Annotated in this window: 12 protein-coding genes; 6 read left to right on the forward strand and 6 right to left on the reverse strand. The window is 69.0% G+C overall.

Annotated elements, in window-relative coordinates; genetic code table 11:
* Nucleotides 1-42 precede the first annotated feature (42 nt).
* Nucleotides 43-387 carry a metalloregulator ArsR/SmtB family transcription factor gene (locus tag ASC70_RS05025; protein WP_056047018.1) on the forward strand — a complete coding sequence of 115 codons (345 nt, stop codon included), beginning with the start codon at nucleotides 43-45 and terminating at the stop codon, nucleotides 385-387.
* On the forward strand, nucleotides 384-857 hold the full coding sequence (locus tag ASC70_RS05030) for an SRPBCC family protein (RefSeq protein ID WP_235519253.1): 474 nt from the start codon (nucleotides 384-386) through the stop codon (nucleotides 855-857). Before ASC70_RS05025 ends, ASC70_RS05030 begins: the two co-directional genes overlap by 4 nt.
* Nucleotides 858-996: 139 nt before the next feature.
* On the opposite strand, the gene ASC70_RS05035 is transcribed toward ASC70_RS05030, so the two are convergent.
* The 4 genes from ASC70_RS05035 to rutR form a co-directional block, all read right to left on the reverse strand.
* The gene (locus tag ASC70_RS05035) at nucleotides 997-1,413 is read right to left on the reverse strand and encodes a cytochrome c (protein WP_056047022.1); all 417 of its coding nucleotides are present in this window, start codon (nucleotides 1,411-1,413) and stop codon (nucleotides 997-999) included.
* A gap of 2 nt (nucleotides 1,414-1,415) precedes the next feature.
* Nucleotides 1,416-3,011: a flavin monoamine oxidase family protein gene (locus ASC70_RS05040; RefSeq protein WP_056047025.1), complete on the reverse strand. Its 1,596-nt coding sequence runs from the start codon at nucleotides 3,009-3,011 to the stop codon at nucleotides 1,416-1,418.
* A gap of 295 nt (nucleotides 3,012-3,306) precedes the next feature.
* Complete coding sequence (locus tag ASC70_RS05045; RefSeq protein WP_235519254.1) at nucleotides 3,307-4,938, reverse strand: ATP-binding protein; 1,632 nt, start codon at nucleotides 4,936-4,938, stop codon at nucleotides 3,307-3,309.
* 222 nt (nucleotides 4,939-5,160) lie between these two features.
* Nucleotides 5,161-5,931: an HTH-type transcriptional regulator RutR gene (gene rutR / locus ASC70_RS05050; RefSeq protein WP_056047030.1), complete on the reverse strand. Its 771-nt coding sequence runs from the start codon at nucleotides 5,929-5,931 to the stop codon at nucleotides 5,161-5,163.
* Between the two features lie 111 nt (nucleotides 5,932-6,042).
* Between rutR and rutB the strand changes: the two genes are divergently transcribed.
* From rutB to rutA, 4 genes are all read left to right on the forward strand, one after another.
* Nucleotides 6,043-6,762, forward strand: coding sequence for a pyrimidine utilization protein B (gene rutB, locus ASC70_RS05055; protein WP_056047033.1), 720 nt, complete (start codon nucleotides 6,043-6,045; stop codon nucleotides 6,760-6,762).
* Between the two features lie 161 nt (nucleotides 6,763-6,923).
* Nucleotides 6,924-7,313: a pyrimidine utilization protein C gene (gene rutC / locus ASC70_RS05060; protein WP_047407432.1), complete on the forward strand. Its 390-nt coding sequence runs from the start codon at nucleotides 6,924-6,926 to the stop codon at nucleotides 7,311-7,313.
* A 4-nt stretch (nucleotides 7,314-7,317) separates the two neighbouring features.
* Nucleotides 7,318-8,121, forward strand: a complete 804-nt coding sequence (gene rutD / locus ASC70_RS05065; RefSeq protein ID WP_056047035.1) for a pyrimidine utilization protein D — start codon at nucleotides 7,318-7,320, stop codon at nucleotides 8,119-8,121.
* Between the two features lie 235 nt (nucleotides 8,122-8,356).
* Complete coding sequence (rutA, locus tag ASC70_RS05070; protein ID WP_056047037.1) at nucleotides 8,357-9,418, forward strand: pyrimidine utilization protein A; 1,062 nt, start codon at nucleotides 8,357-8,359, stop codon at nucleotides 9,416-9,418.
* 124 nt (nucleotides 9,419-9,542) lie between these two features.
* Here the strand turns inward: rutA and ASC70_RS05075 are convergent, their stop codons facing one another.
* Both ASC70_RS05075 and ASC70_RS05080 read right to left on the reverse strand, forming a co-directional pair.
* The gene (locus ASC70_RS05075; protein WP_056047039.1) at nucleotides 9,543-10,046 is read right to left on the reverse strand and encodes an FKBP-type peptidyl-prolyl cis-trans isomerase; all 504 of its coding nucleotides are present in this window, start codon (nucleotides 10,044-10,046) and stop codon (nucleotides 9,543-9,545) included.
* A gap of 108 nt (nucleotides 10,047-10,154) precedes the next feature.
* Nucleotides 10,155-11,501, reverse strand: a complete 1,347-nt coding sequence (locus ASC70_RS05080) for a S9 family peptidase (RefSeq protein ID WP_082539902.1) — start codon at nucleotides 11,499-11,501, stop codon at nucleotides 10,155-10,157.
* Nucleotides 11,502-11,510: the final 9 nt, after the last annotated feature.

Consider the following 11,510-nt stretch of genomic DNA (forward strand, 5'->3'; position numbering starts at 1 on the left):
GCAATCACTTGACTATCCACCCAACCCACGATACTTAACCCCATGCCTAACCAAACCTCCTCGCTCGACCTCATGTTCCAGGCCCTCGCGGACCCCGCGCGGCGGAGCATGGTCGAGCGGCTCAGCCGGGGTCCGGCCTCGGTGAGCGAACTGGCCCGGCCGCTGGCCATGTCGCTGCCGGCGGTCATGCAGCACCTGGCCATGCTGGAGGCGGGCGGGATCGTGTCGTCGGCGAAGGTCGGCCGGGTGCGCACCTGCCAGATCCGTCCCGAGGCGCTGTCCCTGGCCGAACAATGGATCAACCAGAGGCGCACCCAGTGGGAGCGGCGCCTCGACCGCCTCGGCGACTTTCTCGCCGACACGGCCGACGAAGAGGATCTGAAATGACCGCCCGCCCCATGACCGAGCGTAACGCCGTCCACGCCACCTTCTGCGTCGAGCGGGTCTACGCCGCCTCGCCCGCCCGGGTGTTCAGCGCCTTCGCCGACCCGGAGAAGAAGGCCAAGTGGTTCAAGGGTCCCGACGAGTGGGGCCCGGCCGACCAGAAGTACGACTTCCGGGTCGGCGGCGAGGAGCACAGCATCGGCGGCCCGCCCGGCGAACCGCCGCACCGGTTCTACAACCGCTATCTCGAGATCATCCCGAACGAGCGGATCGTCTACGCCTACTGGATGCACCACGGTGACCCGCTGGCCTCGGCCTCGATCGCGACGATCGAGTTCCGGCTCGAGGGGGAGAAGACCCGCGTGGTGATGACCGAGGTCGGGGTGTTCGTCGACGGCTACTACTCGGCCGAGGGGCGGGAGGAAGGCACGCAGTGGCTGCTGGAGAAGATCGCGCCGCTGGTCGAGGGGTAGAGACCACCTTCCGCCCCCTCCGGGGGCGGACGACCGCGCATCGCGCGGTCAGGTGGGGGCAAGTAAGCCGCGCTAGCTCCCCACTTGCCCCCTCCGCGCCTGCGGCGCTCCTCCCCCGGAGGGGGAAGAAAGGGGGTCCCTAGTGCCCCCCAGCGCTCGGCGGCTTGGCGATCTTGGCCACATCCGCTTCCGTCACCGGCTTGGCATAGGCGTTCCCGAAATGCGTCCTGACATAGGTGATCGCCTCGGCCATCTGGGCGTTGCTGAGGATCCCGACGAAGCCCGGCATCGCGCCCTTGCCGCCGGTCACTACCATGATCGGATAGGCCGCGCCGGCCAGCTTGGGATTGGACGCCAGGGCCGGAATGGTTCCCGCCCCGGTCGCGCCCTTGGCGTCGGGCATGTGGCAGGCCTGGCAGACCGCGCCATAGACCTGCTCGCCGGTGACGGGCTTGGGAACCCGGGTGATGCCGCCGCCCGTATCTCCGCCGGCTGGCGACTGGGCCGCCGCCGGGAAGGCCAGGAGAGCGGCCGTCAGTACGATGATCTTCCGCATGATCAGGCCTCCAGCGCGCGCTTGTGCAGACGGGTGATGGCGTCGATGGACGAGAGCAGCGCCCCCTCCATCCAGCAGCCGATATAGCTGGCGTGCTCGCCGGCCAGGACGATGCGGCGGTCCATGCCGACCAGGGTCTGGTAGTGCTCCTTGCGGGCCTCGTCGCTCCAGCGGGCGCAGCAGCCCAGGGTCCAGGGCACCCGGCTCCAGGCCACCGAGGCCCCGCTGGCGAACTCCTTGCGGTAGCTCGTGGGGTGCAGCACCGAGCCCTGGGCCAGGGCCGCCTCGATCCGCTGGTCGGGCGTCATGCCGGCCAGCCGATAGGCCCCCATGTCGCGGGCGAAGGCGCCCAGCAGCACCGCCGGCCCGTCCTTGAACATGTTGTTGTTGGGATAGGAGATCAGGGCGATCTCCTGGTCGGTGAAGCTGTGGCCGCCATAGATGAAGTCGTCCTCCTCCCAGAAGCGGCGCTTCATCTCCAGGCCGATCTTGACCTGGCCGGAATACGGCACCGCCTTGATCGCGGCCATCATCTCGTCGGTCACCTGCAGGTCCAGCTGGCCCAGGATGCCCAGCGGAATGGTGCAGACGCACCAATCACCCTTCAGATCGCTGGCCTTTCCGGTCGCAACGTCAGTGAAGCTGACGGTGACGCCCTTGTCGTCCTGGGCGATCTTGCTGACCTTGGCCCCGTAGGTGACCATGCCCTCGACCTGCTTGGCGAAGGCCTTGCCGATCATGTCCATGCCGCCCACCGGCTGGAACATGGTGGTCTGCATCTCGTGGTTCATGAAGAAGCCCATCGAGGTCCAGACCTGCGGGTCCAGCACGTCGTGCAGGCCGTAGAGGTCCTTGGACGGGATCGGCGCGCCGTTGACCCCGCCGCCGCCCGGCCGCTCGAAACCCCGGTGCGAGGCCGCGCGCAGCGACGCCGAATACTTGTAGTCGTTGTCCAGCATGCCCCAGCCCTTCAGGGCCTCCAGCAGCTTGTCGCGGTCCTCCTGGGTGACGGTGTCGTCCAGCGCCTTGGCGTTGACTGACTTGGCCAGCAGCTCGGCGATGTTGCCCTCGAAGTCGGCGGCGGCGGTGTTGAAGCGCACCGGCTTGCCGCCGAAGGCCTGGGACGAGTGGACCCAGCCGCTGTGGTTGAACTGGATGAACGGCTCCAGGGCCACGCCGAACTGCTTGCAATAGTGCAGCAGGGTGCGGTGGTGGTGCGGGATCCGCCACGGGCCGGGGTTCAGGTAGTTGCCTTGCGAGAAGGCCACGTTCTGGGTCGCCCCACCCAGCTCGGTATAGGTATCTCCCCCACGAAGGGACCAGTTGCGGCCGCCGGCCCGGTTCTGGAACTCCAGGATCTTGACCTTGTAGCCGGCCTTGGTCAGCTCGAAGGCGGCCAGCATCCCGGCCAGGCCCGCGCCCAGCACGATCACCGTCGAGCCGGGCCGCGCGCCTTGCAGATTGGGGGGGCCGTGGAACTGGGTCTCGGCCGCGTGGCCCAGCGTGGTCATCGCCTGGTACAGCGCCGCCGTGCCGCCGACCTTGGCGATGGCCGAAAGAAGCTGACGCCGCGTCGGCGCCCTGACCCCGGAATCCATGAAGCCCGTCCCCTACCGAACCGCCGGCTTGGGCGGTGTGCTCTAGGGCTAACAGGGGTGGACGCGGCGGCGAGGGGCGGCGGGGGCGTAGGACGACGATGCCGGTGGACGCCCCGATTTATCGGCACAGGGACGGTTGGATTGCGCGGGAACTAGGCAGGGCCTTCATCCCCTACCAAACTAGTGTGTCATCCCGGCCGCAGCGCAGCGGAGAGCCGGGACCGCCACAAGCTCTGAGCTTCCGGCGGTCCCGGATAGCCCCTGCGGGGCTTCCGGGATGACAGGAAATTACCCCCTACCGCACCACCCGCAGCGCCGGCCGTTCGGCCGCCACCTGGGTCAACGGCGCGGTGAAGCGGAAGCTGGAGCCCAGGCCCGGCGAGCTGTCGACGCTGATGGTCCCGCCCATCAGCTCGACCAGTTCGCGGCAGATCGACAGGCCCAGGCCCGCCCCGTCGTGGGCGCGGCTCAGCGAGGTGTCGACCTGGGAGAAGGTCTTGAACAGGTCGGGCACGTGCTGGTCGGCGATGCCCATGCCGGTGTCCTCGACCTCGAACCGCAGGCCGCCCTTGCCCGAAGGCCGGACGCGGACGGTGACGCCGCCCTCGTCGGTGAACTTGACGGCGTTGGCCACCAAGTTGCCCAGCACCTGGCGCAGGCGCATCGGGTCGCCGGTCCAGCGGCCGCGCAGCTCGGGCGCGATGTCGACGCACAGGTCCAGGCCCTTGGCCGCCGCCGCGCCCGAGAAGGCCGCGCAGCTGGCCTCGACCAGGGCGGCCAGGTCGAAGACCTCGGCCCGCAGCCGCACGGCGCGGGTCTCCAGTCGGGCGATGTCGAGGATGTCGTTCAGCAGGGCCAGCAGGGCCTGGCCGGACTCCTCCAGGATCCGCAGGCGCCGGGCCTGGGGCTCGGACAGGGTGTCGGCGCCCATGACCTGGGCCATGCCCAGCACCCCGTTCAGCGGCGTGCGGACCTCGTGGCTCATATTGGCCAGGAAGCGGGTCTTGGCGGCGTTGGCGGCCTCGGCCTCCTCCTTGGCGGCGATCAGGGCCAGGCGGCTGGCCTCCAGCTTGCGCAGGGCCTCGAGCACGCGCCGCACCAGCACCGCGCCGGCCGCGGCCAGCACCAGGAAGCCGGCCAGCAACCAGGGCGCGATGCCCTTCATCAGCGACAGGCCCGGATTTTCCGCCGCCCAGCTCAGGACGCCGACCGGGTGGCCGTCGATGTCCTGCAGCGACACCTGGGGGTCCTCGTCGTCGCGGAGATGTTCCAGGAAGACCAGCTTCCTCAGGCCCAGGTCGTCGGCGAACTGGCGCAGGAAGGCCGCGTCGATCTTCCGCGCCGTGACCACCACGGTCGGCGGACCGTCATAGACGGCGGCCCCGGCCGGAGTCTCCGGCGTGACCGCGGCGATGGCGGTCAGGTAGGTCGCCCCGTCGATGCGCATCAGGCCGGTGCGGGTCACCTCGGCGGCCGAGCTCAGGCGACCGACCTTGCGGGCGATCCGGGCGTCGACGGCGACCTCGGCGGTGATGGGTTCGGCGGCGGCGGGGAAGCTCCCCAGCGCCTGGGGCGTGGTCCGCACGCCCGACTTGGAGGCGTAGATCACCTGGTCCGAGCGCACCACGAAGGTCAGGTCGTGCTTGAACTGGTCGTGATAATAGGTGGCGAAGTCGGTGTCGGCCCACGCCGCATCGATCTTCCAGCCCATGGCCTTGTAGGCCTGGTCCCAGACCGTGGCCGAGGTCAGTTCGCGCTCCATGCGGTCCAGGGTGCGCGAGACCGTGCGGCGGGCCAGGGCGATCTCGTCGGCCGCCTCGGTGCGGTCCACCGAGCGCGCGGCCAGCATCATCAGGGCCAGGCCGCCCAGGATCGAGACGATCACCAGCACCGCCGCCGCGCCGACGATCCCGTGGATCAGCCGCATCGGCCGCGCTTCGGGTCCCTGTGATGTCGGTTCCGGGCGGGTCATGTCTGAGCCGTAGCTTCGGCCTGGATAGCGAAGAGTAAAACGCGGCCCTTGGCCGCAGGGGGCCTGAAAAGCTGTCATCCCGGACAAGCGCGTAGCGCGCAGATCCGGGACCGCCGAAAGCGCCGAGCTTTCCGCAGTCCCGGCTCTACGCTGCGCTTCGGCCGGGATGACAGTTTTTCAAGGCCGCACCCTCACCCCGTCCAGCACCAGCGCCGTCAGCGCCGCCTGGGTCTCGTCCATGAAGGCCTTGTCCGACAGCGACCTGCCCGACAGCGCCCGCACCTGGACGGCGAAGTCGGCATAGTGCTGGGTCAGGGCCCAGATGGCGAAGATCAGGTGCGGCGGGTCGACCGGTCCCAGCCGGCCCGCCGCGACCCAGGCCTCGACCACCGCGACCTTTGTGTCGAACACCGCCTTCAGCGGCCCGGCCAGCACGGGTTTGAGCAGCGGCGCGCCGCGCAGCATCTCCAGGGCGAACAGCCGCGAGACCTCGGGGTGGTCGCGGCTCATGGCCAGCTTGGCGCCGATCAGGGCGGCGATGGCCTGCGCCGGGTCGTCGGCCTCGGTGAAGCGGCTCAGCGGCGCCAGCCACAGGGCCAGCCCCTGCTCCAGCACCGCCAGGTACAGGGCGTCCTTGGACGGGTGGTAGTAGAGCAGGTTGGCCTTGGAGATCCCCGCCGCCTGGGCGATGGCCTCGACGCTGGCCCCGTCCAGCCCCTGGCGGGCGAAGACGCCCAGGGCGGCCTTCAGGATCGCGGCCTTGCGGGCTTCGCCGGCCTTGGCCCGGCGGCCCAAGGGTTCGGGTGGCGGAAAGTTATCCACAGGCTCGCCGTCGCTCACGAACTGGGCGGCCTTGACCAGCTTGCGGGCGCCCGACGCCGCTGGAGCGCCCGATCGGGGCCCGGCCTTGCGTCGCGGCTTGACGGTCTTGGCTTCGGAGCCGGTCATCGCGTCTCGAACTTGGACCATTTGGTCAAACATGGACCGAACGGTTCGGATTGCAACGTTACGCCGGATGGTATTCCATGCCTCTCGCGAATAACAAGGGAGCCGACGTCGATGACGTCCACGATCACCCCGCTCTCCGCCAATGCGGTGATGCTGCCGGCGCGGCCCGAGCCGATCCCGGTCGACCCGAAGACCACGGCGGTGATCGTCATCGACATGCAGAACGCCTACGCCTCGCCGGGCGGCTATCTGGACCTGGCCGGCTTCGACATCTCGGGCGCGGCCGCCTGCATCCAGCAGATCAAGAGCGTGCTGGAGGTGGCCCGCGGGGCCGGCATGCAGGTGGTCTATTTCCAGAACGGCTGGGACGACCAGTATGTCGAGGCCGGCGGCCCCGGCTCGCCCAACTGGTGGAAGTCCAACGCCCTGAAGACCATGCGCGCCAAGCCCGAGCTGCAGGGCAAGCTGCTGGCGCGCGGCCAGTGGGACTATGAGCTGGTCGACGACCTGACGCCGCAGCCGGGCGACATCCGGCTGCACAAGACCCGCTATTCCGGCTTCTTCAACAGCCAGCTGGACAGCGTGCTGCGGGCGCGGGGGATCCGGCACCTGGTGTTCGTCGGCATCGCCACCAACGTCTGCGTCGAGTCGACCCTGCGCGATGGCTTCATGCTGGAATATTTCGGCACGGTGCTGGAGGACGCCACCCACCAGGCCGGCCCGGAGTTCGTCCAGAAGGCGGCCCTGTTCAACATCGAGACCTTCTTCGGCTGGGTCTCGACGACGGCGGACTTCAAGGGGGCGTTCGGGCAGCTGGCGCCGTCTTCTTAACCCGACCTCCCCGGCGAAGGCCGGGGCCCAGATCGAACCCATGAAAGCTTGAGAGACAAACTCCGCCGAGAGGCGCGAACACCCCAGACGCTCAGGATGAATCTGGATCCCGGCCTTCGCCGGGAAGGTCGGATCTGATGAGGATTTAGAGGAGCCCGAAGATGCCCAAAACCGTCATCACCCCGCCCGGCACGGGCGTGCCGATCGCGCCGTTCTCGCCGGGGACCATGGCCGATGGCGTGGTCTATGTGTCGGGCACCCTGGCCTTCGACAAGGACAACAACGTCGCCTTCCCCGACGACGCCGAGGCCCAGACGCGGCAGGTGCTGGAGACCATCAAGTCGGTGATCGAGACCGCCGGCGGGACCATGGAAGACATCACCATGAACCACATCTTCCTGACCGACTGGAGCTACTACCAGACGATCAACAAGGTCTATGCCGAGTACTTCCCTGGCGACAAGCCGGCCCGCTACTGCATCCAGTGCGGCCTGGTGAAGCCCGGCTTCGTGGTCGAGATCGCCAGCGTCGCCCACGTGGGGAAGAAGTAGGCCGATGACCTCCGGGATCGTCGACGGCGTCCACTACGAGCTGCACGGCGGTCCCGTGGCCGGTCGCGAGGTCGTGCTGCTGTCGTCGGGCCTGGGCGGCTCGGGCGCCTTCTGGGCCCCGCAGATGCAGGCCCTGCTCGAGCATTGGCCGGTGGCGCTGTACGACCATCGCGGCACCGGCCGCAGCGTTCGGGAACTGCCTTCCGGCCCCTACGCCGTCCAGGACATGGCCGACGACATGGTCAAGGTCATGGACGCCCTGGGCCTGGCCAAGGCCCACGTCGTCGGCCACGCGGCGGGCGGCAATGCGGGCCTGGCCCTAGCCCTGTCGCATCCCGACCGCCTCGGCAAGCTGGTGGTGGTCAACGGCTGGTCGCGGCCCGACCCGCACATCAAGCGCTGCTTCGACACCCGCATCCATCTGCTGAACGACAGCGGGCCGGGCGCCTACGTCCACGCCCAGCCGATCTTCCTCTATCCGGCCGACTGGATCTCGCGGAACCACGATCGGCTGATGGCCGAGGAGGCGCACCACGTGGCCGGCTTCCCGCCGCGCGAGGTGATGCTGGCCCGGATCAACGCCCTCTTGGCCTTCGACGTCGATGCGCGGCTGGAAGAGATCACCCATCGGGTGCTGATCAGCGCCAGCGCCGACGACATGCTGGTGCCGGTGAGCTGCTCGCAGCGCATGGCCGGAAGGCTGCCGAACGCGGACCTGCAGGTGGTTCCGTGGGGCGGGCATGGGTTCACCGTCACCGATCCCGAGACCTTCAACGAGGGTCTGGTGAAGTTCCTGGAGGGGACGTGACGATCTCTTGCGCCCCCCATTCCATCGCCTTCCTAGGCCTTGTGCCTAGGACCCATGGCGCCGCCAGGCTCGGCGAGGACGGAGCGCTCGGCCGCCGTGGCTGCGCTCCGATCGGCTCAGCGTTCGCCGCCGGCATGGGTCCTCGCCACAAGGGCGAGGAAGGCGGGATTTTTGCGGCTCTGGATCAGAGCTCTAACCAACAAGAACAACGGCATTAGCCAAAGGAACCCCACCCATGCAGGTCGGCGTCTTCATTCCCATCGGCAACAACGGCTGGCTCATTTCGGAGAATTCTCCGCAGTACATGCCCAGCTTCGAGCTGAACAAGGAGATCACCCAGAAGGCCGAGAAGTACGGTTTCGACTTCGCGCTTTCGATGATCAAGCTGCGCGGGTTCGGCGGCAAGACCCAGTTCTGGGAGCACAATCTCGAGAGCTTCACCCTGATGTCGGGCCTGGCGGCCGTGACCAGCAAGATCAAGATCTTCGCCACCGTCGCCACCCTGACCATCCCGCCGGCCATCGTGGCCCGCATGGCCTCGACCATCGACTCGATCGCCCCGGGCCGCTTCGGCATCAACCTGGTGACCGGCTGGCAGAAGGCCGAGTACTCGCAGATGGGCCTGTGGCCGGGCGAGGAGCACTATACCGACCGCTACAACTACCTGGCCGAATACACGACCGTGCTGAAGGAGCTGCTGGAGACCGGGGTTTCGGACTTCAAGGGCAAGTACTTCACCATGGACGACTGCCGGGTCAGCCCGCACCCCAAGGAGACCAAGCTGATCTGCGCCGGCTCGTCCGACGAAGGCCTGGCTTTCACGGCCCAATATGCCGACTACAGCTTCGCCCTGGGCAAGGGCGTCAACACCCCGACCGCCTTCGCCGGGGTCAACAAGCGGCTGGAGGCCGCCGCCGAGAAGACCGGCCGCGACGTGCAGTCGTTCCTGCTGTTCATGATCATCGCCGACGAGACCGACGAAAAGGCCATGGCCAAGTGGCAGTCCTACCGGGCCGGCGCCGACCAGGAGGCCCTGGCCTGGCTGACCAACCAGGCGGCTCCGAACGCCAAGGCGGGCGCCACGACCAACACCACCCAGCTGGCCGCGCCGGAATCGGCGGTCAACCTGAACATGGGGACGCTGGTGGGGTCGTATGAGAGCATCGCGAAGATGATGGACGAGATCGCCGCGGTGCCCGGCACGGCCGGCGTGCTGCTGACGTTCGACGACTTCGTGAAGGGGGTCGAGGACTTCGGGGAGAAGATCCAGCCGCTGATGAAGAGCCGGAAGGCGTAGAACCAGTCACTTGCCCCCACCTGACCTGCTGCGCAGGTCGTCCGCCCCCGGAGGGGGCGGAAGGCGCGTCCTTCTTCCCCCTCCGGGGGAGGAGGGCCGAAGGCCCGGAGGGGGCAAGTAGCCGCTAGTCGACCGCCAGCATCCCCAACAGCTGCAACCTGAACACCAGCACGCTGTCCGGCGGGATCTCGCCCATGTCGCGCGAGCCGTAGGCCAGGTCGGACGGGATGTAGAGCGTCCACTCGTCGCCGACCTTCATCTTCGGCAGGGCCTCCAGCCAGCCCGGGATCAGGCCGTCGGCCGGCATGATCGCCGGCTTGCCGCGCGCGAAGCTCGAGTCGAACACCGTGCCGTCCAGCAGCTTGCCCTCGTAGTGGACCTTGATGATGTCGCCGAGCTTGGGCGACGGGGCGTCCTTCGCGCCCGAGGTCACGACCTTGTACTGCAGGCCCGATGGCAGGGTGACGACGCCGGGGGCCTTGGCGTTCTTCTCCAGGAAGGCCTTGCCGGCGAGCGCGGCGGCCGAGGGGCCGGCGTTCAGCTGCGGCGGGGCGGACGGCTGCACCTGCGCGTGGGCGGCGCCGGCGGCCATGGCGGCGGCGAGGACGAGAGGAGCGAAGAAGCGCATGGGGTCTTTCAAGGTTCGATTCCGGTGGCGGCACCGTAGCGATCCTTGAGCCGAACTTCGCGGCGAAATTTGGGGGAGAGATGCTCCCCCGCATCGCGAGGGAGGATCCTACTTCTTCCCCGGTTCCAGATACCGCGCCGCGAAGTCCAGGAAGGACGGCCAGTTCGGGCCGGGCGTGTGGCCGCCCTCGTGCTGGCGGAAGGCCAGGTCGCCGTCGGCGATCAAGGTCAGGGGCGCGGGGAAGGTCGTGGCGCCCAGGTCCTTGGCCCCCAGCAGCCGGTAGACCGGCCCGGCCGCCACAGCGGCCATGAACATGCCGCGCGGGTCGCACCAGGCGTCGGCCTCGTCGTTGCCGACGCTGATGAACAGCGGCCGGGGCGCGACCAGGGCGATCAGCTCGTGGGCGTCGACGGGCAGGTCGTCGGCGGTCAGCGGGCCGGCGTATTTGAGGAAGTTGCCGGCCATCCAGTGGTGCTCGCCCTCGGCGGCCAGGTTCTCGACCTGCTCGCCGCGCCGGCGCCGGTGCAGCTTGGCGCCGCCTTCGCCGGACGAGGCGATCAGGCCAACCGCCAGGCGCGGCTCGTAGGCCATGGCCAGCAGCGCGCCCTTGCCGTAGCGCGACAGGCCCTCGATCCCGACCCGTTTTGGATCGATGGCCGGGTCGGTCTCGAAATAGTCGAGCGCCCGACTGGCGCCCCAGGCCCAGGCGCGCAGGGCGCCCCAGTCGTCGGGCCGGCGCGGCTTGCCCCGATTGGCCAGGCCGATGATCCCTTGGTTCAGCTTGGCCGGGTCGTCGGCCTGGACGCTGGTCGGGTCGAGGATGGCGTAGCCCCAGCCTCGGGCGATGACGAGATCCCTCCAGTCGGGTCCGGCCGGCGCCGGGCGGCCCCACGGCGAGCCATCGGGGAAGCCGAACTCCAGGATCAGCGGGGCGCCGGTCTTGGCTTCGGGGGTCACGACCAGCAGGTCGAGGCTGACCTTGATCGACGGCGCCCTGCTGTTGTCGGCCTGGCCCGCCAGCCGCTTCTCGATGACCGGCACGCCGGCCCGGACCGCGTGGGTCTCCTTGACCACCCGCCAGGTGATCTTCGGCGCGTGGCGCGGGACCCGGCCGTGCTCCTCGGAGGCATAGGCCTCGACGATCTGCGGCCGGCGGAGCTTCCACCAGGCCTCGGCGTCGGCGACCGGGCGGCCGTCGGGGAAGCTCAGCGGATCGGGCAGCAGGCTGAACGGCCCGGCCTTGGCCTCGTCGTAGTTCACGATGCGGGGCGCGGCCTTGTTGTAGCTGACGCCGGGGCGCAGGGGCTTGTCGATGCCCAGGCTCTTGAGCATCCGCGCATGCTCGGCCCGGCCGGCGGCGACGTCGCGCTGCGGCAGCTGGGCGTGGGCGGCGGGCGCGAGGAGCGCGAGGAGCGCGAGGGCGAGGGACAGGGGGAGGAAGGATCTGCCAACCATCATCTAATC

The sequence above is a fragment of the Caulobacter sp. Root343 genome (assembly GCF_001425745.1).
Taxonomy (GTDB): domain Bacteria; phylum Pseudomonadota; class Alphaproteobacteria; order Caulobacterales; family Caulobacteraceae; genus Caulobacter.